Source organism: Streptomyces sp. DG2A-72, from assembly GCF_030499575.1.
GTDB lineage: Bacteria > Actinomycetota > Actinomycetes > Streptomycetales > Streptomycetaceae > Streptomyces.
Map to the genome: position 1 here is coordinate 4,835,479 of NZ_JASTLC010000001.1, position 24,460 is coordinate 4,859,938.

Below are 24,460 nucleotides of genomic sequence, written 5' to 3' on the forward strand. Positions count from 1 at the left end.
TGGGGCCCTTCGTCGTGCGTGGTCTCAGTTTTGGTCTCAGTTGTCCTGACTGGACCGGGGGGACCTCGGTGGACACCGACTCCCTTCCCTCCAGGACCTGAACATCGCCACGGCCGGCCCGGTACGCGGCTTGCCGTAGAACCATGGTTTTTCGCTCCCGTCGCCTGGAGGATCTCCTGGGCGGTCGCCTCGACGAGGTCGGGTACGGCGACATCGCTGCCCTCATCGGGCGACAGGAGGCGGTCGAAGCCGAGGACCTCGACTACAAGCAGCAGCACTACGGCAGTGACGCCAAGAGCAGAGAAGAGCTGGCCAAAGATGTCGCCGCTCTCGCCAACCACATCGGTGGAATCCTCGTCATCGGGATGGCGGAAAGCCGAGGCGTTCCCTCTCGCGCATTCGACGTGGACCTTGACGATCGACACGTCCGGGATCTGCAGCAGCGGATCGCCGCATCCACGGCTCCGTCCGTGCGATGGGAACCGCTCCTCAAGGAGAACCCCGCCAATCCTGGGCATGGGTTACTCCTTCTCACCGTTCCCCGCAGCCCGGAGGCGCCGCACGCCATCATCGTGCCGCCGACCAAACCGACCTCTGCGGCTCTGCGCTACCCGCGTCGCGCCGGCAGCAAGACGGACTGGCTGACGGAGACATACGTGGCCAGCGCCTACCGGCAACGCTTCAGCTCCGCCGCAGACCGGGCCGAGCGTATGCGCGACATCGAGGCCCGGCTCGTGACGAGTGAACTGTCGTGCACTCGAACCCACTTGCTGGTCACGCTGGTTCCCGACGTACCTGGCGAGATGCGAATCAACCAGCGCTCCTTCATCGATTACAAGGAGCAGCTCCTGGCCTCACAGCCGCTGATCGCTACGGAGACACGGCTGTTCCGCCATGTCAGCGTGGGCTCCCACAGACTGATCGTGGAGCAGCGTTCCGATCGCGCCGACAGCGATCTGGCGCACCTCTACGACGACGGATCCGGCATCTGGGCGCAGTCTCTCCAAACCTCAGTGGCCAACGACGAGGATCCGACGGACCGGGTCCGCTCTCTCGCAGGTGACTTCCTGGCCCACAGGCTGATGTCAGCGTTGATCTTCCTTGCCAGCCATGCACGGGACCGGTGCGGAGTCGCCGGAACAGTGGCCGTCGAAGTCGACCTCGTCGACGGCATGTACGCCCACCCCTATGCCCCGCCGCTGCCGACGTCTCAGCGCGCTCCATCAGCGCGGCCGGCGCCTGTCGCAACCGCTGCGGCACCAGCAGGCCGCCCGTCTACGGGCGGCGGTACCTGAGCTGGCCGAGCAGATCCTGGCCGAGCCAGGCTGGCACGCCCTCGCCGCCACTCTCGCCGACGCTGAGAGCACCGGACACGACCCGGCGGCACTGCTGGCCGAGGCTGCCGGACGGCGGGAGCTGGACACCGCCGATTCGGTCAGCGACGTGCTCGTGTGGCGGCTGCGGCGTATGGCCGGCCTACCCGGCGACGCCTCCGCAATGCCTGACTACACCACCGCTGCGGCGACGGGCGGCCGTGCTGTCCGGCCCGCGCCGAGCCGAGACGAACGGCCCGGAAAGGCACGGTGATCCAGGACTGAGCTTGTTCCGCTTTGACGGACACCATCGGTGTGGTGTTCACGCCGCGAGAGCGGCCTCGTAGTCAGTGGGACTGAGGCAGCCGAGGCTGCAGCCACCGCAGCACAGCTCAGCAACCAGCTCCGCGAAGCCAACGGCGCGGCCGACTACATCCGCTGATACCAGGACGTCCGCGACCGTCGTACGGAATGCTCTGTCCGGCCGGGGGACCGTTGCGCGGCCTTCGAGTAGGTTGCCAGGGCATGGCTGAGGAGAATTCCCGTACGCCGCGCGAAGAGACGACGCTGGAGCGGGCCGACCGCAACTACGGTGAGCTGCTCCAGGAGTTGAGGATCATCCAGACCGGGGTCCAGATCCTGTTCGCGTTCCTGCTGACGCTGGCCTTCACCGCCCGCTTCTCGACGCTCGACACGGCGCAGCGCACCATGTAGATCACGACGCTGCTGCTCGCGGTGCTCGCAGCGGCCCTGTTCACCACTCCGGCCGCGCTGCACCGCACGCTGTTCCAGCGCGGGGCCAAGCCTGAGATCGTCATGATCTCCTCACGGCTGGCGGGGCGGGTATGAGCGTCCTGATGCTGACCCTCACCGGTTCCGTACTGCTCGTCGTCGACGTGGTGCTCGGCCGGGTCGAGGGTGTGATCGCGGGCAGTGCGACGCTGCTGGTGTGCGGCGGTCTGTGGGTGGTGTTGCCGCAGTTCGTCAGGCGGCACGCCGCACGGTTGGAGGCCCGGGCCGTCTCGGAGCCGCCGGATGGATCGGGCTGAGTGCTTCAGCAGCACACAGCCGCCGCGGTTGGCCGGTGTGGTTCACCTACCGGTTTCCTGCGGCGGCTGTGCTTCCTGCGGGGAGGACGGTGTCACCGGCCGGCGGGCGCCGACATGTGCAGCAGGCGTTCGGTGATCTCCCGGTATTGCCTGAGCGCGATCCGTAGTTCCTCGGTCTGCGCTTCGGTGTCCTGGTCCTGCCAGCCCGATCGCAGGACGCGCCGCTGCTCTGTGAGGGTGTTCGTGAAGTGGGTGGTGACTTCGTCGAAGACGCTGTCGGCTTCCTCCACGGCCTGGCGTGGGCTGTCGACGAAGGTGTTGAGGGCCTGTTGGAGGCGCAGGGTGAGCTTGTCCCGTTCGCCCTGCGGGAGCATCTCCGGCGTCGGCTTGCGATCGGGGCTGGGGCGGCCGGCGTTGGCGCCGTTGGTGGCGGGTTCACGCGGTTCGTGAGCAGGTTTGGTGACAGGTGCCTGCGGGGCCCGCTGGCTCTGCGGCGCCTGCGGGTTGCGCGGCGCCGAGGGATCCGGGCTTCCGGGCTGGGGTTGCCGTGCGTGTTCGGCGTTCTGCGACATCAGGTGTTGTTTCCCTTCGCGTGGCGTCGGTTCAGTGCCCATGGCGCGTGGCCGTTGCCGTCGCGGGACTGAGGAGTCTGCGAGCTGCCCTGGTCCGGGTCGGCCGGCTGTTCGGCGACCAGTGCCTCGAAGAGGCTTCGGGCTTCGACCATGGCCTCCCGCATTTCCTCGGTGCCGCTCTGTCCGCGGGCGGCCGTGTGCATGCTGCGGTAGCCGTGGACATGGGCGGGGTGGTGGACGGAGAGGGCGGCGAACTGCTCCTCGAACTGCTCGCCGTCGGGGAAGCCGCGGTCCCTCGCCAGGCCGGCAAGGAGTGCGTCCGCCTCGGTGACGGCCTTCTGCGGTGATTCGACGAACTGCTCCTGGACGTCGGCCCACTGAGCCCTGTACTGCGCGCGGGCCTCGGGCGACAGCGGCTGCTCATCGAGGGAGCCGTGCTGCTTGACGCGCTCGCCGAGTTCCTGCTCGGCCGCCTTGGTGTCGCCGTCGTGGTCGGCGACGGCACGGTCGTACTCGGGTCCGAAGCGGTGTTTGAGCCCGCGTCCTCCGCCGGCCCGGATGCGTCCACGTCCGACGAGGAAGAGGACGACGGCCGCGATGACGATCACGGCGATGATCACGATGGTGAGCATGGCTGCCTTCTCTGGCTCTCGGCTCGTGGATTGTTCGGCTTCATTGCCGTTCCCGTCATTTCCCGTGGGCTGATTCCGCGTTGGCCTGCCGGGTGGCGGCCACGCGACGTGGGCACCACCCGGGGCGTTTGTGGTCAGTGCTTGAAGGCGTCCTTGGCCTTGTCGCCGGACTGCTTGAGGTTTCCGGAGACCCGGTCGGTCCTGCCTTCGCGCCGCAGGCGCCGGTTGCGGGTGGTCCGGCCGATGCGTTCGGTGACCCGGCCCTTGAATGCCTGGGTCTTGTGCCTGATCGTCTGTCCGAGGCTCATGGCTGTCCTCTGCTCGTTCGCTGGATGGGCTCCCGCGCGTGATCGCCGTACAGGCCACCGTCCCGGAGGGCGGGAGAGCGCCTGGTGTGTGGGCTATCCGCGACTGCGGCTGTACCGGCGGCCGCCGCCACGGCGTCCACCGCCGCGTCCGCGCATGGCGAAGCCGACGATCCAGACGACCAGGAGTACGGCGGCGACCCACCAGAGGGCCTGCATGGTGAAGCCGAACCCGAACACCACCAGGATCAGCAGAAGGAGAAGAATCCACAGGATCATTGCCGGGCCTCCAGATCGCGGGAAGTTCCTGAGTTCCGCGGGGTCCGGGCGAAGCGGGAAGGTGGAATGCTGCGCCCGAATGATCCGGAGCGGCATAGCCCTACGCCGTGCTGTCAGTCAACGCCCGACAACCTCCCTTGTCAACGCGGTGTCGGCACGGGGGAGTTCTGCGAGCTGAGCAGGGGCCGCTGGGACAAACGGAGCCTCGGCGGGGGCTTCGGCCTGCTCGGCCGGCGCCGCCGGCAGGATGCGGTCCTCCCACCAGGACAGGCCCATCACGGTGGCGAGCAGGACGAAGGGGACAGAAGCCGGAACGATCAGTACGTACATGCGTACCGCCTGCGGTGGGATGCGTGCGACGCGGCGGGCAGCAGAGGGGGGATGCCCGCATGGGGCGCATCGGTGCGGCGCCGGGATCGAGTGGCGACGGCGGGGGCGGCCCGTTGGGGGGCGGGGTGGTTCCGGCACTGATGCGCGAGGTGCGCCCTCGAAGGAGCGCGAGAGGTGTTCGACGCTGCCGGGGGCTCGGGCCGTACCGCACACGCTAGCCCTCGCCGCGCTCCCTGGACAGATGTCAAGTGGCCATCTGGTCCCGGCGGAAGACGCTGACGTGGGTCGCTGTCCGCAACCTCGGGGCAGGGCTACGCTGTTCGTACTGGCCCCGGCCCCCGGCAGTGATGCTGTGTTCCGCTCCGGGGAGGCCCGCCGTGTTCGTTCTGCTTCTCATCCTGATCGTGGTCTTGTTCGGCCTCGGCTTCATCAGCCCTCTCTGGTGGGTGGCCGCGGCCGTGTTGGTCTTCGGCGCCACCCGGCACGGTCGCGATCGCGGGGGAGGCTGGATTCGTGGCGACGGTTCCGATCTCGGGCAGTACAGGGACTACGAGCACCGCCGGGATCGTCAGGACCGTTGGGACCGTCGTTACAGTCGTCGGCACCGGGCGCGCTGGCGGCGCGAGGACCGTCGGGACCATGAACGCCGCGGGTGACCGGTGAAGTTGCCCGAATATCCAGAGGTTCCGGGACGGCCTCCGCCCAGCCGGACGCGCCGAGATCGTCGAGAGGTACGTGCCATGCAGCGCACAACCATGCTTCCGGAGAACTGGTGGGATCTGAGGGCCGAGGCCGTGGCGGGGAATGCGGCCGGTCAGGATGTCGTCGCACTGCGCGCCGAGAATGATCAGCTGCGGCGGGCACTGGCAGGCCGTATGGTCATCGACCAGGCCTGCGGCATGGTGATGGTCCTGGCCCTCTGCCGCCGTGGGCCGGCCGGGAAACTGCTGGTGGACATGGCACGGCAGTGCAACACCAAGCTTCCGGACGTGGCCGTGGCCGTGGTCGCCGCCTGGGAGGGCGAGCCGCTCTCGCGGTTGATGCAGCGGGCACTGCGGGATGCACTGCGGCGGCTTTACGCGGAAGACCGGGGGTGCGACTCACGACTGACAGATGAGACGTCCGGAAGGGGAGGGCCGTGACTCACGCAGCCGATGTCCGTGAGTGGCGCAACTGCGACGTCGTCGACAGCGAAGGCCACAAGATCGGTGTGCTCGAAGCAGCCCATGTCCGGACCGCTCATGGACACGATGACTGCTTTTGAGGACTGCATTGTGAGGTACGCACCATGCACCAGCTGACCACGCCCCGTGAAGAACAGCCCCTGTTGACGGCTGTGGCTTCGGTGGGGGATGCGGCTTTGCTGGCCGAGGTCGTCGAGCTGCGCGGCAAGAACAAGCAGTTGGAGCAGGCGCTGGTGAGTCGTGCGGTGATCGACCAGGCCCGCGGCATGGTGATGGCCCTGGCACCGTGTTCCAGCGAGAGGGCATGGGACCTGCTCGTGGAGGTGTCGCAGCACTGCAACGTCAAACTCCGCGACGTGGCTGCTGCCCTGGTCGCCACCACGAAGGGCCAGGAACTCCCCGAGGCGATACGGCGCGAGTGGCGTCGCGCGCTGCGGCGCCTTCACGCGCTGGAGCGGCGGTGACCGGATCATGGGTTCACGGCTGTCGGTGATGGCGTCCCATGTGATGGGCGACCTGTATGTCGCAGGTCTTCCGGTGGTGTGGACAGCTCGTTCGTGTCGTTGAGGCTGTGCCGGGTGTTCCGTGATTCGTCGGCCGGGCGGGGATGGCGGCGGAGCAGAGAGATCGAACTGGGGTCGAGGTCGCTGGGTTTTGCGGCGCTCGGCTTCCTCACGCTGGTGCCCTTGCTGATCGTTGTCTCGGCGGCTGATCCGGCGCACGGGCGGGGGTTCGCGCAGTGGCTGGGGGACGGGCTCGGCGTGTCGAGTGCCGCCAGGGAGGAGGTGGGGAAGTTGTTCGCGCGGCCCGGCCAGGTGCTGCAGACCACGACTGCTTTCGGCCTTGCCGCTCTCGCTGTCTTCGGTCTGAGTTTCGGGGCGGCGGTGCAGACCGGCTACGAGAAGATCTGGGAGTTGCCTCCGGCCCGCTGGTACGCAAGATGGCGGCACGTGCTGTGGCTCGCCGTGCTCGTCGGGTCCCTCTACCTGACCGCCACCACCACACTGTGGCGCCATTCACCGGCCGGCACGCTGGCCGCCACACTGAGCGCCGTCCTGTTCTTCTGGTGGTCGCAGCAGATGCTGCTCGGCGGGCGGATCGCGTGGAACGATCTCCTTCCCGGCGCTGTGGTATCGGCGCTCGGGCTGCTCGGTCTTCGGGTCTTCTCCCGGCTCGTCTTCTCACCCCTGATCGCATCCAGTGCCGTCACCTACGGCCCCTTCGGAACCGTCCTGGTCGTCCAATCCTGGCTGGTCGGTGTGGGCGTCGTCGTCTTCGGCGGTGCCCTGGCGGGCCGCCTGCTGCACGAGGAACTCCCCCGCGTGACACAGGCACTGAAACAGCGGGCTCGGCGGCAACGACCCTGAAGGCCAGGACAACTCCCCTTGCTTCTTCACGCTCGACATGTCGGGCGGTACGCCGCACAGTCGGAGGCCGGTGCGGCACAGGGCTCGGCCCTCCAGGCCCACGCCGGAAGTGACCCGTGCTACGCCGGTGACGTCCGAGACGATGACCGATGAATCAGCCTGTCCCGTCCAGGCCGCGCTCGTCCGCTGAGCGCATCAAATGCCTGGCCCGGGGCACTTGGGGGGCAGTGGACGCGTATCGCGCGCCCACGCAAATGGGGAGGACATCGTGACCTCGTCCAACACGCAAGGGCGCGGCCAGGCCGTGAAGTCCGCGGCCCGTACCACCCAGAACGAGACGCTGACCGCCGCGGGGCGAGCGGGCTTTGTCGCACGGGGTGTGGTGTACGTCCTGATCGGCGCCCTTGCCCTTCAGATCGCCCTCAGCAGCGACGGCGAGTCGGCCGACCGGCAGGGCGCGCTGGCCCAGGTCGCGGAGCAGCCGTTCGGGAAGGTGATGCTGTGGGCGATGGTGGTCGGCTTCGCCGCCATGGCGCTGTGGCGGGGTACCCGCGCCGTACTCACTAGGGGCCCTCAGCGGAAGGCGGGTTCGCGCATGCTGGACGGCGGGCGGGCGGTCTTCTACGCCTTCGTCTGCTGGACCACGGCGGTGTATGCCGCCGGGGGCGGGCAGGGCTCCAGCGGCAACGCGCAGTCGCAGGACTGGACGGCATCGGTGCTCAAACTGTCGTACGGGCAGGTGCTGGTGGGAGCCGGGGGTTGCCTCCTAATCGGTATCGGCGGGGTACTCGCCGTCCGGGCGGCCATGCGGAGCTTCCTGAAGCAGTTGGACACCGGCACCATGAGCCACCGTACGAAGCAGGTCGTCACCGCTCTGGGCGTGGTCGGAGGCGTGGCGCGGGGCGTGGTGTTCGCCGCGGCTGGGATCTTCATCCTGGTGGCAGCCGTCCGCTTCGATCCGGACGAGGCCAAGGGCGTGGACGCGACGCTCCGGAAGCTTCACGCAGACACCGGTGGGGCCGTGGCTCCTGGTCGCCGTCGCGATCGGGCTGATTGTCTTCGGCGTCTTCTCCTTCGCCTCGGCCCGCTGGCGCCGCCTGTAACGGTGATCCAAGCCTGTTCTGCCGGCTCCTCCCGCAGGCCCGTCTTTGGGCCGGGCCGTCGCCACGCACTGGTCAACACAACAGCAGCGAACCGTCCGGCCCCCGTCTCCGAGCGCATATGGAGCGGCGGTCCGCCATCCACCACCGCGCGTCAGTGGGCCGGGCGTCGGCGCGAGCGCGATACCGAGCGCACGAGCAGGTACAGCACTGCGGCGATGAGGAGCAGCACGCCGGTGGAGAGCAGATACAGCGTGCCGTCGACGGCAGCGCCGATGACGATCAGCGCGATGGCGCAGATGAGCAGAACCAGGAAGAAGACCATGGCGCTACGCCTCCTGGGGTGGTGGCGGATGGGCGGCCAGAGGCCCTCCACGCAGTAGTGTCGGCGTCCTCCGGTCTCGCCTATACCAAATTCTCAGGGTTGACGCAACCCGTGGCGGTGGCCTGCCGGGCAGAACGGTTCTACCGTGAGGAGAGGAAGCAGATCCCAGGAGCGCGCCATGATCATCCTCGGACTCGTCATCCTCGTCGCCGCGGTGGTCATCGCTGTCGCCGGCGTTCTTTCCAACAGTGGCAGCGCCCACGAGTTCACCGGCGGATTCTCTGTCTTCGGAGTCGACGTCACCGGCTCCACCGGCACCCTCTTCCTCTACGGCATCGTCGTCGGGGCGGCGGCGTTGCTCGGGTTGAGCCTGATCCTGGCCGGTACACGCCGTACCACCCGCCGCCGCACGGCACATCGCGGGCCCAAACCGTCCCGGCGCGGGTCTGTTGCAGCCGAACGGGAACCCGGTGGCCTGGCCAACGAACGTGACACCTCCCGCGGGCAGACGGTGCAGGCGGAGAGGAAGGACGAAGACCGGGCCGACCTGGTCGAACGCCCCCCTCATAAGCAGCACTGGTTCCACCGCCGGGCCGCTCCCCGCTGACGATCTCGCAGGCGACCGTGCCCGCACCGGACGCCCAGACGCCGCTGTGGTCCTGAGCGGTCGGCTGCGACACAGACCTCGGTCGACCTGCCGGGCATGGTGACGGTGGGTACGCAGAGAGCGGGTGTTCCTCATGGACTGGCTGAGAAGGCTGCCCGTGATCGGAAAGCTGATGCGGACGCACGCCTGGCGGGCGTTCGAGCGGCTGGATGCCGTCCACTGGGCCCGGCTCGCCGCGGCCGTCACCTTCACCAGTTTCGTCGCCCTCTTTCCGCTGATCACCGTGGGCGCGGCGATCGGCGCCAAGCTGCTGAGCGAGGACCAGCTGGCGAAACTCCAGGACAAGATCGCCGACCAGGCGCCGGGCCTCTCCGACCTGCTGGACCTGGACGGCCTTGTCGCGCATGCCGGATCCGTCGGGCTGATCGCGGGCGCGCTGCTGCTCGTGATCGGCATCAACTGGGTCGGCGCCCTGCGCGGGTGCCTGCGCGCGGTATGGGAGAAGGAGCAGGACCCGGGCAATCCGTTCCTGCTCAAGTTCAAGGACTCCGTGGTGCTGGTCGGACTCGGCGCGGTCGGGCTCGTCGCGATCGGTAGTTCGGTGTTCGCCAACAGTGCCGTCGGCTGGGCCGCCGACAAGGCCGGTATCGAGGGCGGGGCGGGACGGTCCCTGCTGTTCTTCGCCGGCCTGGCCATCGCCCTGGTCGTCGACTTTCTCCTGCTGGTCTACCTGCTCACCCGGCTGCCGCGGGTGCATCCCGGCCGACGTGCGGTCGTGGTCGCCGGGCTGATCGGTGCGGTGGGCTTCGAACTGCTCAAGTGGTTGCTGACCGGCTACCTGCAGGGCGTTGCGGGGAAGAGCATGTACGGCGCCTTCGCCGTGCCGGTCGCCGTCGTGCTGTGGATCAACCTCATGGCAAGGCTGCTGCTGTACTGCGCCGCTTGGACAGCAACAGCAGAGGGGACGGCGGTGCGGTCCGGCGAGACAGCCGAGGGCGAGGGCCCGGAGCCCACGATCAGCCCCGCAGCCGACGCCGCGCCACAGCGGGCGTCAGCCGGCAGCGGTGCACCAGCAGCACCGCGCCTCCAGAAGCACGGCCCGTGATCCGAGCGTGGTTCTTCGTTCTCGGGCAGCTGCGTGCGGTCACCGCCTCGGCAACAGTGTTAGGCCACCAGGCCGGGGAGGGGTTCGGAGTCGTCGATGAAAGCGCGGGCCAGGTCGGACAGGCGCCGGTTGTGCGCGCGGGCGTAACCGCGCAGAGTGGTGAATGCCTGTTCCATGTCGATGCTCTGGCGTTCGGCCAGCTTTCCCTTGGCCTGCTCGATCAGCACACGGCTGTTCAGCGCGGTCTGCAGCTGTTCGTTGAGGACGGTGCTGCGATGGATCGAGCGTTGTTGCAGCAGGCTGATGGTGGCGACGTCGGCCAGTGCCTGGGCGATGAGTGTGGCGGCGGGGTCGAAGGGGCCTGGGGCGGAGCGGAAGAGGTTCAGGGCTCCGACAACCTCGTCCCGCAGACGCATGGGCAGTGCCTGGACGGCCCCGAAGCCGCTGCGGTGGGCCGCTGTGACGAAGCGCGGCCAGCGGTCGACCTCCAGGGTCAGGTCCGGGACGATCACCTGGGTGCCCGTGTGGAAGCACTCCAGGCAGGGGCCCTCGTCGTTCTGGAGCTGGAAGAGTTCCAGCAGGCGTACCTGTTCGTCGGAGGCGGCCATCACACGCAGTTTGCCGTCCCGGTCGGCGAGCAGTACCCCGGCGGCGCTCGCGTCGAGCATGCTCACGCAGCGGTCGGTGAGCAGACGCAGGAAGTCGATCAGGTCGAAGTCGGCGACCAGGTTGTCCGCCAGCTCGACGAAGGTCTTGGCCAGGAGCTGCTGATTCATCGTGAACACCCTCGATTGAGACTAGTCCCGCCGGGAGGGGGCGGGAAGCGCAGCACGCTTATCGTCCGGAACCGGTGCGTCAGGCGTCATCGTCCGTCCGTTTCGGTTCCGTGTCGGGGGAGAAGCGGAGCCGGTGGGCCACCACGTCGGCGGCCACGTCGGCGAGCCGGCGTCCCTGCGTATAGGCGTAGGCGCGCAGCCGTACGAAGGCTTCGTCGATACCGACGCCGAGCTGGACGGTGAGGATGCCGGTCGCCTGGTCGATCTCCGCCCGGTATCCGCCCAGGTCCTCGAAGCCCCGGTCTGCCAGTGCTCCGTCGACCGGCGCGCCCGTCTCCTCGATACGCGCATCGAGCAGGAGCAGCGTCGCGAGATCGGCGAAGGCCAGCGCGTCGGCTAGCTCCTCCGCGTCCAGCACGGTCGGCACGTCGGCGTACAGGTCCAGGACTCCCGGGCTGATCGCCCCGATCTGCAGGGGGAGCGCGAAGACGGCGCGTGCCCCGGCGTCCAGGGCAGCATCGGCGAACACGGTCCAGCGGTCCTGCAGTTCACCGGTGAGCAGATCGGGTGTCAGGACGGCCGAGCCATGGGTGAAGGCATCCACGCAGGGTCCTTCACCCAGGGTGAGCTGCAGCTCCTCCAGTTGTTCGCTGATGGTGTCGGTGCTGCACAGCGGATGGCTTGCAGCGGTCCGGGACATCGCCGATACTCCGGCTCCGCCGACCGGGAGGGCGGCCACGGCCGCCGTGCACACGTCCACCACACTGGGCCGGGCACCGCGTCGGGCCGCCTGTTCTGCGACCAGCACCTGGATCCGGGCCGAGCGGCTGTCGGACCTCATCCGGGCCACCGGGTCCAGGCATCGTGTGCCAGACCCTCCAGTCGCGCCGTGGTGCGTTCCCCTAGGGGGAATACCAGCGCACGGAACATGGTCGGGTCCGTTGGCCGACGTACCTCTCCCACGTCCAGCCATCCCCAGGAGCGGAGTGAGGCGAGGGTCGGGTGATCGTTCTGATCCACCAAGGTGGCGCCGAGGGATGCCTGGTGGTCGCTCAGCAGCCGCTCCTGCAAACGGCGGGCCACGTCCTGGTCCTGTTCGTGTGGTTGGACCAGGATGCTGGTGATCGCGAAGACGCCGCCGGAGGCGGTGAGTTGCTCGATGCTCTGCGGCAGTGCTCCGTCGAACCCGAGCCACCAGAAGCCGTCACTGCTCACCGGGAACCCGAAGGCGCATCCCACCAGGTGGTCCGTCTCCGCGATCACCATGGCGAACCCCGGCCGGCGGATGTCACCGGTGAGACGGTTCAGGAAGTCCTGGCGGCTGCTGCTGCGGTATGCCTCAGGGGCGGACGTCTCGCGGGAGTCGACGTACAGATCCGCCAGCTCCCCGCTCAGGCCCTGTGCCAGCCAGCGGTTCACGCGGCGCAACCGCACCGCGTCCATGGTGGACGGCTCGCCTGCATGGGGCTGGTGCGGCTGCCCCTGCCTGGGCTGGGCCTTCACCGCGCATCGCCCGAGAGGACAGGCACCAGCGGAACGCTCCGGTGCGGCAGGGCTGGAGCGGCCGAGGCAGGGACTTTCCCGAGAGACGGTGACAGATGCGCGAGCGGAAGGCCGAGAAGCAGGAACCCGCAGCCGGTGAGCTCGAGGATCCGCCCCAGTGACTGTGGCGGGTTGTGCAGCCGTAGGATCCCGCCGGCCTCCGTGGTCCGCTGCGCGGCGTAGAGGAAGGTATTGAGGCCGCTGCAGTCGCAGAAGGTCACGGGGGTGAGGTCGACATCGATGATGCGGATGCCGTCGCTCAGGCATCGTGCCAGTGTCGCGCGCAGCAGCGGTGCCGATTCCAGGCCGATCTCACCGGCGAGGGTGATCAGTGCCCGGTGCCTTTGGTCATGACGGTGGATGGTGAGCTGTGGGACAGGCATGCCGCCTCGGTTCAAAGACCATCCGGCAGCGAGATGGGGACACCGGGTTTCCCGGCCCCTCTTGGCGCGCTACCGACAGGGGCGCACGTTCGGCGGAGGCGGAACGAGGGCCGGTCCGAGGGCCTGTGCAACAGGACAGTGGACCCACCCGGTTCCCTCCAGGGCTGCACCGGGTGACGGACGAAAGGTCCGCTCCCCGCAGCCATCTGTATCGTGGAACGACAAGCCGCCGGGGTCTGGGACGCCTGTACAGCAGCATAGCCCTGGCCCAGTTCGACAGACGGTCCGAAGCCGTCCCATCTCAGGATGCGGACGGTGTCAAAGCGTGGCGGTGCGCTGATGTCGGGTGCCCCGCACGGTACTTGGGTCTGCGGTACGAAAGCGGCGGCGAACAACCGCTCAGGTAGGGCAGTCCGTCGACTGCCCGAGATGGTGGCTTCGCATGATGGAGCCGAACGGTTCAACCCTGCAGAAGCCCGATACCGATGAGCCGAGCACTGGCCTGGGGACGATGCTGCAGGCCGCACGGCCCGGACCTCAGGAACCACCGGAGACCGCGGCCGGACGACCATCGCGGACGGGGTGGTGGAGAAGATCGCCGGGATCGCTGCACGGGAAGTGCCCGGAATCAACGCACTGGGCGGCGCATTCACTCGTACCATGGGCGCCGTGCGCGACCGGGTCCCCGGCGGGCACGCGAGCGCGGGGCGCGGCGTCAAGGTCGAGGTCGGCGAGAAACAGACCGCCATCGACCTCCAGGTCGTCGTCGAATACGGGGTCAGCATCCGCGAGATCGCCGCAGAGGTCCGCGAAAACGTGATCGCCGCGGTGGAACGGATGACGGGCCTTGAAGTCGTCGAGGTGAACATCGCCGTCAACGACGTACACCTGCCGGACGAGGACACGCTCGAGGCCGGCCAGGACCGCGTGCTCTAGTCGCAAGGCGGCCAGGGGCAGAGACTCCGCCTCATCGCTCCTCCGCGGCATGGGGACAGTCACCGAGTGCAGGCGGTGATCGTCTGATCCGTGCGCAACGCGGCCCGGCTGGTGGGTAATCCGCGGCGGCTCCGGGTTCGGATCCGTGAGCGAGAGGATGGAACACATCGCTTTGCTCAGCGTCGACTTCCGCTTCTCCGGGTGGAGCTTCCTCGGCTGGAGCTTCCCCGGGTGGACCAGCCAGACCCCACGCCGGCCGAGTGCACAGCGAGGAAAGCGAGCCCGACAAGCATGAGGCTCGTCGGGCTGAAGATCACCTCGGTCGACGTCTCGGTGACACGGATGATGAAGGCGATGACGAAGAATGCGACGGCCACGAATGCGAGCATCTGTCTACCCCTGCCGATGGACGACGAGCCACACGTGATCCCGGCGGCTGCGCCGCTACCTGCCGGGTGCCCCGGACGCCGTCGATCAGTCGCGTAAATCCCGCGCCGGGGTCGGCAGCGATTCCCGGTCGCCTGACCTGCTGACGCCGTGAGGGAGGCAACTGGGACTGCCGGCATCGTGAACCTCCTCGGCCACCCAGCCCACAGATCGAACGAACCGACATGTCGAGCTCAGCAACAGATCTGGTGAGCCGTTCCACGGACGCGATCCGTGCAAGCATGAGGAGCGGACAGGCCGTCACCGAGCACCCGGATCCTGATCGGATGCCGCGGTCGGCCGTCTGCGACAGTGAGGAGCGCCCCATGGGCGCGAACACGGCCGAAGCTGCGATACCTGACACTATTCAGGAGCTGACGGACCGACTGACGGCCTCCTACGCCAACCTGCTGACGGCTGCAACCGTGCAGGGCGTGGTGCAGGACTGCTACCAGCCGCTCAGCAACGCTCGTATCCCCAACTACGTGCCGATCCTCGTCGAGCACAACAGCCGCACCAAGCTACAACAACTCACCCGACGCTCCGATCCCACGGCTCTCCTTCGCGAGCATTCCGACGGGACACGAGGCCACTCCATCACGAGGGCCTATCGAAGGGTTCGAGTCGCCCTGACCCGCTCGCCATAGGCACGGCGCCCGTGCAAGGACACTTGGCACACGGGCCCGCTCGACCATCTGCCAAGCCAGTTCTCGGTCCAGGTCGCATGTGGAATGCGTCCTGGCGATGGCCGGTAGGCGCCATGGAAACGGCCCGAAGAGGAAAACGGCCCTGAGGAGCTACTCGATCCTCTGGTGTAGTGACCCACCTCTGCCGACGCGGAGTGCGCGCATATGATTGGTTTTATTAGCGTTCAGCATGAAAAGGGGCCTGGCCACTATTGCAGTGCGTGGACCGCGGCTGAGAACGCCGGGGGCATCCGGGCAGCTGCGGGGACGATGAGGCGGGCGGTGCTGGGACGGCGGCTCGCGGCCAGCAGGGCCCCGGTCAGTAGTCGGTGGCGCCGGGTCAACCGGGTCCAGGCGCGCTCGTACGCGTTCGGTCGCCCGGCGGCCAGGCAGCGGACGGCGGCCCCGGCCGTCGCCAGCGCGAGGGCGATGCCCTCGCCGGTGAGGGCGTCCAGGTAGCCTGCGGCGTCGCCGACGAGCAGGACCCGGCCGGCGGTTCTGCGCCGCACCCGCTGCCGCAGTGGTCCGGCGCCGCGTACCTCCGTCGCGGCCGGGCCGCGCAGCGACGCGGTGAGAGCCGGGAAGGCGGCCAGGTGCTCGTCGTATCCGCGACGGCTGCGGCTGAGGATCGCGACGCCCACCAGGTCGTCGCCGATCGGTGTCACGTACGCCTCGCCGTGCCGGGACCAGTGGACCTCCACGAAGTCCGTCCACGGTTCGACGCGGTAGTGCCGGCGCTGTCCGTAGCGGCCGTGGGGGCGGCCCGGCAGTTCCAGCCCCAGGCCGCGGCGCACGGGGGAGTGCAGGCCGTCGGCGGCGATCAGCCAACGGGCCGTGGTCCCGGCGGCGGTGACCGCGTCCGCGCTCTGGTGTACCTTGCCGACCTTGCCCGGCAGCATGCGCACGCCGAGGTCGAGCGCGCGCTGGTGCAGTGCGGAGTGCAGCGTTGTACGGCGGATTCCCAGCCCGCTGCGGCCGCGGAAGGGCGCTTCGGCGAAGGTGGTGCCGTCCACATAGCGGATGCCGCGCAGTTCGCGGCCACTGGCCTCGACGCCCAGTGCCCGCAGCGCGGCGACGCCGCCGGGCATGACGCCTTCTCCGCATGCCTTGTCCACGGGCGAGGTGCGGGGTTCGACGACGACGGCCTCCAGACCGGCGAGCGCGGCGTGGATGGCGGCGGCCAGACCGGCCGGTCCGCCGCCGGCCACCAGTACGTCGATCACGCCGGAGCGGTCGTGGTCGAGGTAGTCGCGGCGGCAAGCGCCCGGTTCTCGCAGCGGATGCGCGCGGTGAGCAGGGCGGCGTTGAGTACCGTGAACACGGTCGCGGTGACCCAGGCGGTGTGCACCAGGGGCAGCGCCACGCCCTCCGCGACGACGGCCACGTAGTTCGGGTGCCGCAGCCACCGCCAGCGGTAGGGACCGCCGGTCACCAGCGGCAGGCCGGGTACGACGATCACCCGGGTGTTCCAGCGGGGTCCCAGGGTGTGGATGCACCACCACCGCAGCGCCTGGGAGGCCGCCAGCACGGCCAGCATCGGCCAGGCCAGGGTGGGTACGAAGGGGCGGTCGGCCAGCCACACCTCGGCCGGGCAGGCGATCAGCAGGCCGGTGTGCAGGGCGACCATCGCCGGGTAGTGGCCCTGCCCGGTCACGGTCGCGCCGCGGGCGGTGCTCCATCGCTCGTTGCGGCGGGCGACGACGAGTTCGGCGACGCGCTCGCCGGCGACGGCGGCCACCAACAGTCCGTACCAGATCATGTGTCCCTATGTCCTTCGTGTCCTTCGATGGTCCGAACTACCAGCGCAGCAGGACGAGTTCGCAGGCGAAGCCGGGCCCCATCGCCAGCAGTACACCCGGCGTGCCCGGCGGCGGGCGGCGTCCGGCCAGGGTGTCGCGCAGTACGTGGAGCACCGACGACGAGGACAGGTTGCCCACGTCGGCCAGGTGACGCCAGGTCACATCGAGCGCCTCCTCGGGCAGGTCGAGGGCCTCGGTGACGGCCTGAAGGACCTTCGGGCCTCCCGGGTGGCACACCCATGCGGTCACGTCCTTCGGCTTGATCCCGTGGTCGCCGAGGAACCCCTCGACGTCATCGGCGAGGTATCGGCGCACCACATCGGGGACCTGCGGGTCGAGGACGACCTGGAAGCCGGAGTCCTTGATGTCCCAGCCCATGACGCGCCCGGTGTCCGGATACAGGTGGCTGCGGGTGTCCACGATCGTCGGGCCGACGTTCTCGTCCGGGCGGACGGGGCGGTTCTCGCCGCAGGCGACGACCGCGGCGGCGCCGTCGCCGAACAGTGCGGTGGCGACCAGGTTGGCCATGGAGGCGTCGTTGCGCTGGAAGGTGAGCGAGCACAGTTCCACCGACAGCAGCACCGCCACGTGGCCGGGCCGGCCCAGCAGGTAGTCGTGCATACGGGCCAGGCCGGCGGCGCCGCCGGCACAGCCCAGGCCGAACAGGGGCAGCCGTTTCACGTCCGGCCGCAGTCCGAGGCGGCCGACCAGCCGTGCGTCGATCGAGGGGGTGGCGATGCCGGTGACGGAGGTGAAGATCAGCAGGTCCACGTCGGCCGCGGTCAGACCGGCCGTGTGCAGAGCGCCCCGGACGGCCTTGGCGCCCAGGTCGGTGGCGGCGGCGATGAAGACGTCGTTGGAGGCGCCGAATCCGTCCAGTTCCCCGTACCGTTCGAGCGGCAGCGTCATGTGACGCGAGCCGACCTTCGCACTGCGGTGCAGCCGGTCCAGAACCCGGCGGTCGGTGCCCTCCGGCAGGCAGGTGCGGGCCACCATGTCGGTGATCTCGGACTGGGTGCGACGGTGCGGTGCGAGGGCACCGTGAACTGCGGCGATCCGCGTCATATGGTTCCCGTCCGGTTACCAACTCGGGTGAGTTGCTCCCCACGTGTTCCCCGGCCCGGGACTTCGACACCATGAATCGCCCGTCCGGCCGTTCCTCCCGGGTGTGTGTGCTCCAGCCGGGTGGGGCCCGGGCGCCTACGATCGGCCGGGTGGGCACTCCCGAGCAGTCGACGCCCCGCGGCCCCGAGGCAAGTTGGGCCGGCCGGGCGGGTGGCCTGGCCGGATCGTGCCACCCCGGGCCTGTCGTGGCGGTCACCGCCCTGATGACCGCTCTGGCCGTCACCGCCGGCCAGAGCGCCGCGCGTTGCGTCCTGACCGCCGCAGCCGTTCTGACGGGGCAGCTGTCCGTCGGCTGGTGCAACGACGCGTTCGACGTGCGCCGGGACATCGCCGCCGGCCGCCGTGGCAAACCGGTCGTCGACGGGGCGGTCGGTGTGACGGAGGTGTGGGTGGCCGCGTATGCGGCGCTGGCGCTGTGCGTGCCGCTCTCGTTCGCCTGTGGCCTGTGGGCGGGCGCCGTTCACCTGACCGGGGTGGCGGCGGCGTGGGCGTACGACCTGCGGCTCAAGGCGACAGCATGGTCCTGGGCGCCGTACGCGGTGGGCTTCGCCAGCCTCCCGGCCTTCGTGGCGCTGGGCCTGCCGGCGCAGCCATGGCCGGCCTGGTGGGTCGTCACCGCCGGGGCCCTGCTGGGGGTCGGCGCCCATCTGGGAGACGTACTGCCGGACATCCGCGGGGATCTGGCGACGGGCATACGGGGATGGCCGCACCGGCTGGGCCCGGACGGCGCGCGGCTGCTGCTGCCGGTGCCGCTGGTGGCCGCGTCCGCGGTCCTGGTGCTGGGGCCCGCCGGACCACCCGGCCGGTGGGGAGTGGCGGCGCTCACGGTGGCCGTCCTGGTCGCGGTGGCGGGGACGGTGCTGGGACGCCGTTGGGAGCGGGCGGCGTTCGCGGCAGCGGTCGCCGTGGCGGTGGTGGACGTGGCGCTACTGCTGCTGCGCGGCACCGGAATCGCCTGACCGCGCCCCATCGCCGACCGGCTCACACCGTACGAAACCCACAGGCGGAAGCGGGACTTCCCCGATCCCTGCTGCGGTTGCCTTCAGCTCGCGCGTGCAGTGCCCGGTCGTGACCACGACGCGGCCGATGAAGCTGCCGTTTACCGTTCTACCGGTCCACGCGCCAGTAACGACCGAGCGACGACTGCGATGCGTTGGAGGCCGGTCGCGGGTGGTCAGACGATCAGACCGTTGAGGGGTTCGGTGCCGTCGATAAAGGTGCGGGCGAGGTCGGACAGGCGGCGGTTGTGGGCGCGGGCGTAGGCGCGCAGTGCGGAGAAGGCTTGTTCCATGTCGATGTTGAGGCGTTCGGCGAGTTTTCCCTTGGCCTGTTCGATCAGTACGCGGCTGCTCAGTGCCGTCTGCAACTGTTCGTTGAGGACGGTGCTGCGGTGTGTGGAGCGTTGTTGGAGCAGGCTGATGGTGGCGACATCGGCCAGGGCTTGGGCGACGAGTGTGCCGACCGGGTCGAAGGAGCCAGCATCGGTACGGAAGAGGTTCAGGGCGCCGACGACCTCGCCCCGCAGGCGCATCGGCACGGCCTGGACCGCCGCGAACCCACCGTGGTGGGCTTGCGCGGCGAAGCGCGGCCAACGGTGGATCTCTGTGGTCACGTCGGGGACGGAGATCAGTGCGCCGGTGCGGAAGCACTCCAGGCAGGGGCCTTCGTCGTTCTCGAGCTGGAAGAGCTCCAGAAGACGTACCTGTTCGTCGGAGGCGGCCATCACCCGGAGCTCGCCGTTCCGGTCGGCGAGCAGTACCCCGGCCGCACTCACACCGAGCATGCCCACGCAGCGGTCGGTCAGCAGGCACAGAAAGTCCATCAGGTCGAAGTCGGCGACCAGAGTGTCGGCCAGTTCGACGAACGTCGTGGAAAGGAGCTGCTGGTCCATCGCACGCACCTTTGTCTTGGGACTGCTTTCCGCCGGGGAAGTGCGGGACGCGCTGCCAGGCGTCGTCGTCGCGCCGACCGGGGTTCGTGGCCGCAGGGAAGCGGAGGCGGGGGCGATCACGGCGCCAGTGACCATGCATCCGTCGTGCGGCTCGTCGCCCCCGTACCGCACAGGACCAGGATGGCGATGCCAGCACGGGGCCGCCGCCTGCTCGGCCACCAGCCCCTGGGCCCGGGTCGACCGGCCATCAACCCTCACAGGACACACCTGTTACCTCGCCGCTCATCCGGTGACTCTCACGCGCGTGCCTCGCCCCTGGTGCTCCTGCGGCCGCTGGACCGTGCATGGTGTGCGAGGTCACCCGGCTCCGCTGCCGTCCGCTCTCCGAGGGGAAGGACCAGAGCCCGCAGCACCGTAGGACCCGGTGGCCTGTAGACCACTCCGATGTCGCGCCATCCCCGCGACTGGAACCCGGCACGGGCCGCACGATGGGTCCGGTCCACCAGGGTCGCGCCGAGCAGAGCCCAGTGGTCGGCGAGCAGCCGCTCCTGCAGACGGTCGGCCAGGCCGTGGTACCGCTCGGAGGGGCGGACCACCATCCCGCTGACAGCGAAGATCTGTCCGGACGCGGTGAGCTGCCCGACGGCTTGCGGGAGTGGTCCGCGGAATCCGTTCCACCAAGAGCCGTCACGCGGCACGGGGAATCCGAACGCGTACCCCGCCAAGTTCGATGTCTCGGCGGTCAGCATGGCGAACCCCGGTCGCCAGGTGTCACGTGTGAGACGGCGCAGGAAGTCCTTCCGACCGCGGTACTCCCCACCGGGTGGCGTGGCGCAGGACTCCGTGTACAGGTCCGCCAGGTCCTCCCGCAGGCGCTCAGCCTGCCAGCGGTTGAACCGGCGCAGGCTCAGGGGCGTCATGCGCGTGGCGAGCGGATGGCGGTCTGCGCGCCGCCGCGACCGGATGGGCCCGGGCGGGGCCGTCACAACACGCCGCCCGGGAGCGCAGGCAGTGCCGGAGCGAGCCGGTGCGCGGCCTGGTGTACGGGAGAGGGCCACGGGGGCGGCCGGCTCCCGGCGAAGACGTCCGGGAGGGCGAGGAAGAGGGAGCCGGATCCGGTGAGGACGACGAGCCGTTCCAACGCCGGGCTGGGGTGGTGCAGTTGCAGGGATTCTCCGGCCGCGGCAGTGTGCATCAAGGCGTAGAGGAAGGCGTTGAAGCCGCTGCAGTCGCACAACGTCACAGTGGTGCCGTCGACGTCGACGGCACGGATGCCGTCGCGCAGACACCGCTCCAGTGACGCGTGCACCAGAGGCGCCGAACTCAGGTCGATCTCACCGGTCAGGGTGACCATCGCCCTGTTGCCCGTATCGTGCCGGTAGACGTTCAGGGTGGGTGGGCTGCTCATGGGCGGGGTGCCTCGGTTCACGAGACCGTGCCGGGCTCCCGGTACGGTCGTACTGTCGTGCGGGCAGGTGAATGACCGATCCAGCAGCCGATGTTCCGGGGCGTAGGACCCAGTCGGTTCCCTCGGGGATGCGCTGGGCGACCGGACGAGTGATCCGCTCTCCGCAGGCGTGTGCGCCAAGCAGCGGTGGCCCGCCGGGGTCTGGGACGTCCGTACGCAGCATAGTCCTGAGGCCGCTCCCACGGTCGGCTCGGCAGAGGCGCATCGCGATGTTTACACGGTGGTGATCGGGCGGCTCCGACGGGTCCGCGTCGTCTTGCCCCAATCCTGCACACGAGAGTGAGCCGCACTACCCCTGCTTGGCGTACCCGACGAATGCCGTCCAACTGTGGTCGGGTGGCCCGGGGGAATCGCCCCCCGGGCCACCCGACCAGCTTGGCACGACCGCTGTCAGCGGCGGACGACTGTGAGTCGCCCCTCGGCGCTCTTGGGCACGGTGTGGCGGGGCACCGGGACAGGTGAGGCAAGCGAGGACGCGAACGCGGCGACCAGGTCGTGGGGGACGCTGGCACTGAAGCTCGCGCACCACAGACATGGGGCGCCGAGCACGGGTTCCGCCCACGCCTGCCAACCCACCAGATCAGGGAGCGGGTCGGCGTCCTCGATGAGCGGCGGCACGATCTCCAGGGAGACGCTGGAAGACAACCAAGGGTCCGTGGCGGTGGTACGAGGCCGATCCACGTCGCGGATCCAACCTCTGGCACTGAGCGCGTCGAGGACCGTTTCGGGCCCCGCGAAGTCGACGTTGGGTGCCTCACGGACATCGATCGCCAGGAGAAGGTCGGCGAGCGCCTCGTACGGAACGCCGGTGGTGAAGTACGCGTTCCACTCCGCCATCACGGGCATGGCATGCGGGCGGGCACTCAATTGCCAGGCAACAGGCAGTCCGCCCAGATCGAACGGGTACGCCGCGAGAATCCACTCGGCGCCACGCAGCTCGTCCGGGCTCACATACAGCAGGGTGTGGCGCGAGGTGAGCCACATGCGCCAGCCGAGGCCGGCCAGGGTGTCGCCGACCCGCTCGGCGAAAACACCGTCGTCACCGGCGAGGTGACGCGGGGTGACCCAGTACACGGGGTCCGGCAAGTCGGGACGGGAAGGATCGCTGGGGTGGTGCGGGTACAGGGGCGCCTCCGTGCGCTCGGGATGGGTTACTGACCGTCGTTGACCTGGGGTTTCGGAAGGTCGTCCACGTTGACATGCTCGTCCGCAGAGCACCAGTGGTTTCGGGATCTTCCCTGTCTGCCTCCGGCGAACTGGTGAATCGCCGAAGTGAACCGCGCCCATGCGCACGTGCGCATCGACCACGGTTTCCCCGCTCGACGGCCGACTTCAGCCGTTTCCCGGCCTGAGGCGACGCCGCTTCTCCCGGCCTCGAAGAGGGGCAGACAGCGATCAAAATCCGGCCATCCCTGGGGTGCTGCGGCTGGCCCGGCTGCTCGTCGTTCTGCCCCCTGCCGCGTAAGGTCAACTTCCGTACGCCTGGCAAGTTTCGGCAAGTTCCTCGCTCCACGGCACAGCCGCGGGCAAGCTCTGGCACAGAGATCGTTACCGGCATCCGAGGAGGACATCATGGCCCTGCGTGAGCTCGGTAAGGACCCGGAGAGTCCCAGTGGCGGCTCCCCCACCATCTACCTCGACGAGGAGAAGGACAGCTACCTCGTGCAGGGGCTGAAGGTGGAGGACATCGAGCGTCTCGGGCAGATGGACATCCCCGGCCATGAGTCGGTGGTGGAGATCCCCCGGCGCATGGTGCAGTTCTTCCTGAAGGTGAAGAAGGCTGATGAGGACCCCGACGTTTGAGGAGCTGTTCCGCGACTGCCAGCGGACGGCCGTCCATCTGGAGATGCGCGACGCCTACATGAAGTCGGACCCGGCCTTCATCGACTGGAAAGCCGGCATGACACTCGACCCGGCCGAACGCTGGGGCGACTGGCACAGCATCGTCACGGAGGCGACCTCGCGAGGTGTCGAGGTGCGCCGGGCCCGAGTCGTCTCGACTCCCGTCAGCGAGTACATCCGCTTCGAGTACGACGTGACGAACGGACTCAACATCGCCGCCGGCGAAGACGTGCGCTGGCTCTCCCGGCGAAACGCAACGGGCCTCGCGCTTCCGGGCAACGACTTCTGGCTCTTCGACTCCAGCCTCGTCCTCGTCAACCACTTCGACGGCGAAGGCGAGAACATGGAGGTGGAACTCACGGAGGACCCCGAGGTGGCAAAGCTCTGCGAGTCGGCCTTCGAGGCCGTATGGGCGCGGGCGACACCGCACGCAGAGTTCCAGTCGGCCTGACAGCCCGAACAGCATCATCGCAGCGACATGACATCGCCATCTTCGAGCGTTCAGGAAGCCCGCAGGGCCCTGGGGAAACGCCTGAGCGAAATCCGGCTCGAAGCCGGCCTCACCAAGCGAGCGTTGGCCAACAGTCTCGGCTGGCATGAGTCAAAGTGTTCGCGCTTCGAGAGCGGCAGCGTCCGCCCTCGGAGCGCGACCTTCGTGCGTGGGCCACCGCTTGCGGTGCGGAGAGCGCGGCCGAGGATCTCGTCTCGACAGCCCGCGGCATCGAGGGCATGTATGTCGAGTGGCGCCGGATGGAGCGCACCGGCCTGAAGCAGGCACAGGAGTCCGTCCTCCCCCTGTGGGAACGCACCCAACGCTTCCGCATCTACTCGCCGTGGCTCATTCCCGGCCCCGTGCAGACGGCCTCGTACATCACCGCACTGCTCACCTCTATTCGCGACCGTCGCGGCCTCATTGATGACGTGCCGGCGGCCGTCAAGGTGCGTGTGGAGAAGCAGCAGATCGTGTACGGCAATCACACGTTCGCGATCCTCCTGGAAGAGGGAGAACTCCGAAAGCGCATAGGCGGAACGGACGTGATGGCCGGTCAACTGGGCTATCTGCTCAGCGTTATGGCACTCCCCTCGGTGGAGCCTCGGCATCATTCCTGAAGACGCCGACCGTTCAAGCCTCTGGCCTGTCGAGGGCTTCTTCCTGTACGACGACCACACGGTCCACGTCGAACTCGTTTCGGCCCATCTCGCCGTCACGCAGAAGCACGAACTTGCCATGTATGCCCAGACGTTCACGGATCTGGCCGAACTTGCCGTCTACGGCCCGGCAGCGCGCGAACTCATCACGGCAGCTATCGAATCCCTGGGGTGAATGCCGGGCAAGTTCCGGCACACTCGTAGAGCCCCTCCTGTCGCCCTTCTTAGCGTTACTGGCACGGCCGGAAACGCGCACTGAAGGGGCGAGA

29 protein-coding genes and 5 pseudogenes are annotated in these 24,460 nt (G+C 68.9%); 17 read left to right on the forward strand and 17 right to left on the reverse strand.

From position 1 onward, the window contains the following. Nucleotides 1-143 precede the first annotated feature (143 nt). Complete coding sequence (locus tag QQY66_RS22895; protein WP_301982202.1) at nt 144-1,295, forward strand: helix-turn-helix domain-containing protein; 1,152 nt, start codon at nt 144-146, stop codon at nt 1,293-1,295. Nucleotides 1,296-1,838: 543 nt separating this feature from the next. Then, nucleotides 1,839-2,362: pseudogene (locus tag QQY66_RS22905) on the forward strand (DUF6328 family protein). A gap of 92 nt (nt 2,363-2,454) precedes the next feature. Here QQY66_RS22905 and QQY66_RS22910 read toward each other — a convergent pair. The 5 genes from QQY66_RS22910 to QQY66_RS22930 all read right to left on the reverse strand — a co-directional run bounded on the left by QQY66_RS22910 (nt 2,455) and on the right by QQY66_RS22930 (nt 4,480). After that, the gene (locus QQY66_RS22910; protein WP_301982203.1) at nt 2,455-2,934 is read right to left on the reverse strand and encodes a hypothetical protein; all 480 of its coding nucleotides are present in this window, start codon (nt 2,932-2,934) and stop codon (nt 2,455-2,457) included. Next, nucleotides 2,934-3,566, reverse strand: coding sequence for a hypothetical protein (locus tag QQY66_RS22915; RefSeq protein ID WP_301982204.1), 633 nt, complete (start codon nt 3,564-3,566; stop codon nt 2,934-2,936). The genes QQY66_RS22910 and QQY66_RS22915 overlap by 1 nt, the downstream gene beginning before the upstream one ends. Before the next feature lie 134 nt (nt 3,567-3,700). Continuing rightward, nucleotides 3,701-3,874, reverse strand: a complete 174-nt coding sequence (locus QQY66_RS22920; protein ID WP_301982205.1) for a CsbD family protein — start codon at nt 3,872-3,874, stop codon at nt 3,701-3,703. Nucleotides 3,875-3,967: 93 nt separating this feature from the next. Then, entirely contained in the window at nt 3,968-4,150 is a 183-nt protein-coding gene (locus tag QQY66_RS22925; protein ID WP_301982206.1) for a hydrophobic protein, read from the reverse strand. 117 nt (nt 4,151-4,267) lie between these two features. Next, entirely contained in the window at nt 4,268-4,480 is a 213-nt protein-coding gene (locus QQY66_RS22930; protein ID WP_301982207.1) for a hypothetical protein, read from the reverse strand. Nucleotides 4,481-4,857: 377 nt separating this feature from the next. Here QQY66_RS22930 and QQY66_RS22935 point away from each other — a divergent pair, with 377 nt between their 5' ends. From QQY66_RS22935 to QQY66_RS22975, 9 genes and pseudogenes are all read left to right on the forward strand, one after another. After that, a complete protein-coding gene (locus tag QQY66_RS22935) occupies nt 4,858-5,136 on the forward strand; it encodes a hypothetical protein (protein ID WP_301982208.1) in 279 nt (92 codons plus the stop codon). A gap of 84 nt (nt 5,137-5,220) precedes the next feature. Continuing rightward, entirely contained in the window at nt 5,221-5,622 is a 402-nt protein-coding gene (locus QQY66_RS22940; RefSeq protein ID WP_301982209.1) for an ANTAR domain-containing protein, read from the forward strand. Continuing rightward, nucleotides 5,619-5,720: pseudogene (locus tag QQY66_RS22945) on the forward strand (PRC-barrel domain containing protein); the annotation flags it as partial. The gene QQY66_RS22940 and the pseudogene QQY66_RS22945, both read left to right, overlap by 4 nt. Before the next feature lie 48 nt (nt 5,721-5,768). Continuing rightward, on the forward strand, nt 5,769-6,128 hold the full coding sequence (locus QQY66_RS22950) for an ANTAR domain-containing protein (protein WP_301982210.1): 360 nt from the start codon (nt 5,769-5,771) through the stop codon (nt 6,126-6,128). A gap of 105 nt (nt 6,129-6,233) precedes the next feature. Then, complete coding sequence (locus tag QQY66_RS22955; RefSeq protein ID WP_301987454.1) at nt 6,234-7,031, forward strand: YhjD/YihY/BrkB family envelope integrity protein; 798 nt, start codon at nt 6,234-6,236, stop codon at nt 7,029-7,031. 199 nt (nt 7,032-7,230) lie between these two features. Further along, nucleotides 7,231-7,974, forward strand: a pseudogene (locus QQY66_RS22960) (DUF1206 domain-containing protein); the annotation flags it as partial. Nucleotides 7,975-8,044: 70 nt separating this feature from the next. Further along, nucleotides 8,045-8,134, forward strand: coding sequence for a DUF1206 domain-containing protein (locus tag QQY66_RS50450; protein ID WP_367667088.1), 90 nt, complete (start codon nt 8,045-8,047; stop codon nt 8,132-8,134). 500 nt (nt 8,135-8,634) lie between these two features. Beyond that, nucleotides 8,635-9,063: a hypothetical protein gene (locus QQY66_RS22970; RefSeq protein ID WP_301982212.1), complete on the forward strand. Its 429-nt coding sequence runs from the start codon at nt 8,635-8,637 to the stop codon at nt 9,061-9,063. 133 nt (nt 9,064-9,196) lie between these two features. Beyond that, nucleotides 9,197-10,168 (forward strand): YihY/virulence factor BrkB family protein, encoded by a 972-nt coding sequence (locus tag QQY66_RS22975; protein ID WP_301982213.1) that lies wholly within the window; start codon nt 9,197-9,199, stop codon nt 10,166-10,168. Nucleotides 10,169-10,227: 59 nt separating this feature from the next. On the opposite strand, the gene QQY66_RS22980 is transcribed toward QQY66_RS22975, so the two are convergent. The 4 genes from QQY66_RS22980 to QQY66_RS22995 form a co-directional block, all read right to left on the reverse strand. Beyond that, a complete protein-coding gene (locus tag QQY66_RS22980; protein WP_301982214.1) occupies nt 10,228-10,944 on the reverse strand; it encodes a GAF and ANTAR domain-containing protein in 717 nt (238 codons plus the stop codon). A gap of 79 nt (nt 10,945-11,023) precedes the next feature. After that, the gene (locus tag QQY66_RS22985; RefSeq protein ID WP_301982215.1) at nt 11,024-11,785 is read right to left on the reverse strand and encodes an ANTAR domain-containing protein; all 762 of its coding nucleotides are present in this window, start codon (nt 11,783-11,785) and stop codon (nt 11,024-11,026) included. After that, nucleotides 11,782-12,387, reverse strand: a complete 606-nt coding sequence (locus QQY66_RS22990; RefSeq protein ID WP_301987455.1) for a hypothetical protein — start codon at nt 12,385-12,387, stop codon at nt 11,782-11,784. Before QQY66_RS22990 ends, QQY66_RS22985 begins: the two co-directional genes overlap by 4 nt. Nucleotides 12,388-12,443: 56 nt before the next feature. Continuing rightward, entirely contained in the window at nt 12,444-12,869 is a 426-nt protein-coding gene (locus tag QQY66_RS22995; protein WP_301982216.1) for an STAS domain-containing protein, read from the reverse strand. A 552-nt stretch (nt 12,870-13,421) separates the two neighbouring features. On the opposite strand from QQY66_RS22995, the pseudogene QQY66_RS23000 reads away from it, so the two are divergent. Then, nucleotides 13,422-13,805, forward strand: a pseudogene (locus QQY66_RS23000) (Asp23/Gls24 family envelope stress response protein); the annotation flags it as partial. A 176-nt stretch (nt 13,806-13,981) separates the two neighbouring features. Here the strand turns inward: QQY66_RS23000 and QQY66_RS23005 are convergent. Beyond that, complete coding sequence (locus tag QQY66_RS23005) at nt 13,982-14,194, reverse strand: hypothetical protein (RefSeq protein WP_301982217.1); 213 nt, start codon at nt 14,192-14,194, stop codon at nt 13,982-13,984. 363 nt (nt 14,195-14,557) lie between these two features. Here QQY66_RS23005 and QQY66_RS23010 point away from each other — a divergent pair, with 363 nt between their 5' ends. Beyond that, complete coding sequence (locus tag QQY66_RS23010) at nt 14,558-14,878, forward strand: three-helix bundle dimerization domain-containing protein (protein WP_301982218.1); 321 nt, start codon at nt 14,558-14,560, stop codon at nt 14,876-14,878. Nucleotides 14,879-15,126: 248 nt separating this feature from the next. On the opposite strand, the gene QQY66_RS23015 is transcribed toward QQY66_RS23010, so the two are convergent. Genes QQY66_RS23015 through QQY66_RS23025 form a run of 3 tightly spaced genes read right to left on the reverse strand, consistent with a single transcriptional unit; the run spans nt 15,127 to nt 17,781 of the window. Further along, nucleotides 15,127-16,140 (reverse strand): NAD(P)/FAD-dependent oxidoreductase, encoded by a 1,014-nt coding sequence (locus tag QQY66_RS23015; RefSeq protein ID WP_301982219.1) that lies wholly within the window; start codon nt 16,138-16,140, stop codon nt 15,127-15,129. Further along, entirely contained in the window at nt 16,137-16,676 is a 540-nt protein-coding gene (locus QQY66_RS23020) for an isoprenylcysteine carboxyl methyltransferase family protein (RefSeq protein ID WP_301982220.1), read from the reverse strand. The genes QQY66_RS23015 and QQY66_RS23020 overlap by 4 nt, the downstream gene beginning before the upstream one ends. Before the next feature lie 37 nt (nt 16,677-16,713). Next, entirely contained in the window at nt 16,714-17,781 is a 1,068-nt protein-coding gene (locus QQY66_RS23025; protein WP_301982221.1) for a type III polyketide synthase, read from the reverse strand. Between the two features lie 149 nt (nt 17,782-17,930). Between QQY66_RS23025 and QQY66_RS23030 the strand changes: the two genes are divergently transcribed. Next, nucleotides 17,931-18,800 (forward strand): UbiA family prenyltransferase, encoded by an 870-nt coding sequence (locus tag QQY66_RS23030; RefSeq protein ID WP_301982222.1) that lies wholly within the window; start codon nt 17,931-17,933, stop codon nt 18,798-18,800. A 215-nt stretch (nt 18,801-19,015) separates the two neighbouring features. Here QQY66_RS23030 and QQY66_RS23035 read toward each other — a convergent pair whose 3' ends face one another. From QQY66_RS23035 to QQY66_RS23050, 4 genes are all read right to left on the reverse strand, one after another. Further along, nucleotides 19,016-19,732, reverse strand: a complete 717-nt coding sequence (locus QQY66_RS23035) for a GAF and ANTAR domain-containing protein (protein ID WP_301982223.1) — start codon at nt 19,730-19,732, stop codon at nt 19,016-19,018. A 296-nt stretch (nt 19,733-20,028) separates the two neighbouring features. Beyond that, nucleotides 20,029-20,652, reverse strand: coding sequence for a hypothetical protein (locus tag QQY66_RS23040; protein WP_301982224.1), 624 nt, complete (start codon nt 20,650-20,652; stop codon nt 20,029-20,031). A gap of 62 nt (nt 20,653-20,714) precedes the next feature. Continuing rightward, nucleotides 20,715-21,140, reverse strand: coding sequence for an STAS domain-containing protein (locus QQY66_RS23045; protein WP_301982226.1), 426 nt, complete (start codon nt 21,138-21,140; stop codon nt 20,715-20,717). A 450-nt stretch (nt 21,141-21,590) separates the two neighbouring features. Continuing rightward, entirely contained in the window at nt 21,591-22,274 is a 684-nt protein-coding gene (locus QQY66_RS23050) for a DUF317 domain-containing protein (RefSeq protein WP_301987456.1), read from the reverse strand. A 498-nt stretch (nt 22,275-22,772) separates the two neighbouring features. Here QQY66_RS23050 and QQY66_RS23055 point away from each other — a divergent pair, with 498 nt between their 5' ends. From QQY66_RS23055 to QQY66_RS23065, 3 genes and pseudogenes are all read left to right on the forward strand, one after another. Then, on the forward strand, nt 22,773-23,003 hold the full coding sequence (locus tag QQY66_RS23055) for a hypothetical protein (protein ID WP_301982228.1): 231 nt from the start codon (nt 22,773-22,775) through the stop codon (nt 23,001-23,003). Beyond that, on the forward strand, nt 22,981-23,493 hold the full coding sequence (locus QQY66_RS23060) for a DUF6879 family protein (protein ID WP_301987457.1): 513 nt from the start codon (nt 22,981-22,983) through the stop codon (nt 23,491-23,493). The genes QQY66_RS23055 and QQY66_RS23060 overlap by 23 nt, the downstream gene beginning before the upstream one ends. A gap of 27 nt (nt 23,494-23,520) precedes the next feature. After that, nucleotides 23,521-24,366: pseudogene (locus QQY66_RS23065) on the forward strand (helix-turn-helix domain-containing protein). The last annotated feature ends 94 nt before the right edge of the window (nt 24,367-24,460 follow it).

Coding starts and splice junctions, on each gene's coding strand:
- QQY66_RS22895 (WP_301982202.1), top strand. CDS start 144: ATGGTTTTTCGCTCCCGTCGCCTGGAGGATCTCCTGGGCGGTCGCCTC.
- QQY66_RS22910 (WP_301982203.1), bottom strand. CDS start 2,934: ATGTCGCAGAACGCCGAACACGCACGGCAACCCCAGCCCGGAAGCCCG.
- QQY66_RS22915 (WP_301982204.1), bottom strand. CDS start 3,566: ATGCTCACCATCGTGATCATCGCCGTGATCGTCATCGCGGCCGTCGTC.
- QQY66_RS22920 (WP_301982205.1), bottom strand. CDS start 3,874: ATGAGCCTCGGACAGACGATCAGGCACAAGACCCAGGCATTCAAGGGC.
- QQY66_RS22925 (WP_301982206.1), bottom strand. CDS start 4,150: ATGATCCTGTGGATTCTTCTCCTTCTGCTGATCCTGGTGGTGTTCGGG.
- QQY66_RS22930 (WP_301982207.1), bottom strand. CDS start 4,480: ATGTACGTACTGATCGTTCCGGCTTCTGTCCCCTTCGTCCTGCTCGCC.
- QQY66_RS22940 (WP_301982209.1), top strand. CDS start 5,221: ATGCAGCGCACAACCATGCTTCCGGAGAACTGGTGGGATCTGAGGGCC.
- QQY66_RS22950 (WP_301982210.1), top strand. CDS start 5,769: ATGCACCAGCTGACCACGCCCCGTGAAGAACAGCCCCTGTTGACGGCT.
- QQY66_RS22970 (WP_301982212.1), top strand. CDS start 8,635: ATGATCATCCTCGGACTCGTCATCCTCGTCGCCGCGGTGGTCATCGCT.
- QQY66_RS22975 (WP_301982213.1), top strand. CDS start 9,197: ATGGACTGGCTGAGAAGGCTGCCCGTGATCGGAAAGCTGATGCGGACG.
- QQY66_RS22980 (WP_301982214.1), bottom strand. CDS start 10,944: ATGAATCAGCAGCTCCTGGCCAAGACCTTCGTCGAGCTGGCGGACAAC.
- QQY66_RS22985 (WP_301982215.1), bottom strand. CDS start 11,785: ATGAGGTCCGACAGCCGCTCGGCCCGGATCCAGGTGCTGGTCGCAGAA.
- QQY66_RS22990 (WP_301987455.1), bottom strand. CDS start 12,387: ATGGACGCGGTGCGGTTGCGCCGCGTGAACCGCTGGCTGGCACAGGGC.
- QQY66_RS22995 (WP_301982216.1), bottom strand. CDS start 12,869: ATGCCTGTCCCACAGCTCACCATCCACCGTCATGACCAAAGGCACCGG.
- QQY66_RS23005 (WP_301982217.1), bottom strand. CDS start 14,194: ATGCTCGCATTCGTGGCCGTCGCATTCTTCGTCATCGCCTTCATCATC.
- QQY66_RS23010 (WP_301982218.1), top strand. CDS start 14,558: ATGGGCGCGAACACGGCCGAAGCTGCGATACCTGACACTATTCAGGAG.
- QQY66_RS23020 (WP_301982220.1), bottom strand. CDS start 16,676: ATGATCTGGTACGGACTGTTGGTGGCCGCCGTCGCCGGCGAGCGCGTC.
- QQY66_RS23025 (WP_301982221.1), bottom strand. CDS start 17,781: ATGACGCGGATCGCCGCAGTTCACGGTGCCCTCGCACCGCACCGTCGC.
- QQY66_RS23035 (WP_301982223.1), bottom strand. CDS start 19,732: ATGGACCAGCAGCTCCTTTCCACGACGTTCGTCGAACTGGCCGACACT.
- QQY66_RS23040 (WP_301982224.1), bottom strand. CDS start 20,652: ATGACGCCCCTGAGCCTGCGCCGGTTCAACCGCTGGCAGGCTGAGCGC.
- QQY66_RS23045 (WP_301982226.1), bottom strand. CDS start 21,140: ATGAGCAGCCCACCCACCCTGAACGTCTACCGGCACGATACGGGCAAC.
- QQY66_RS23055 (WP_301982228.1), top strand. CDS start 22,773: ATGGCCCTGCGTGAGCTCGGTAAGGACCCGGAGAGTCCCAGTGGCGGC.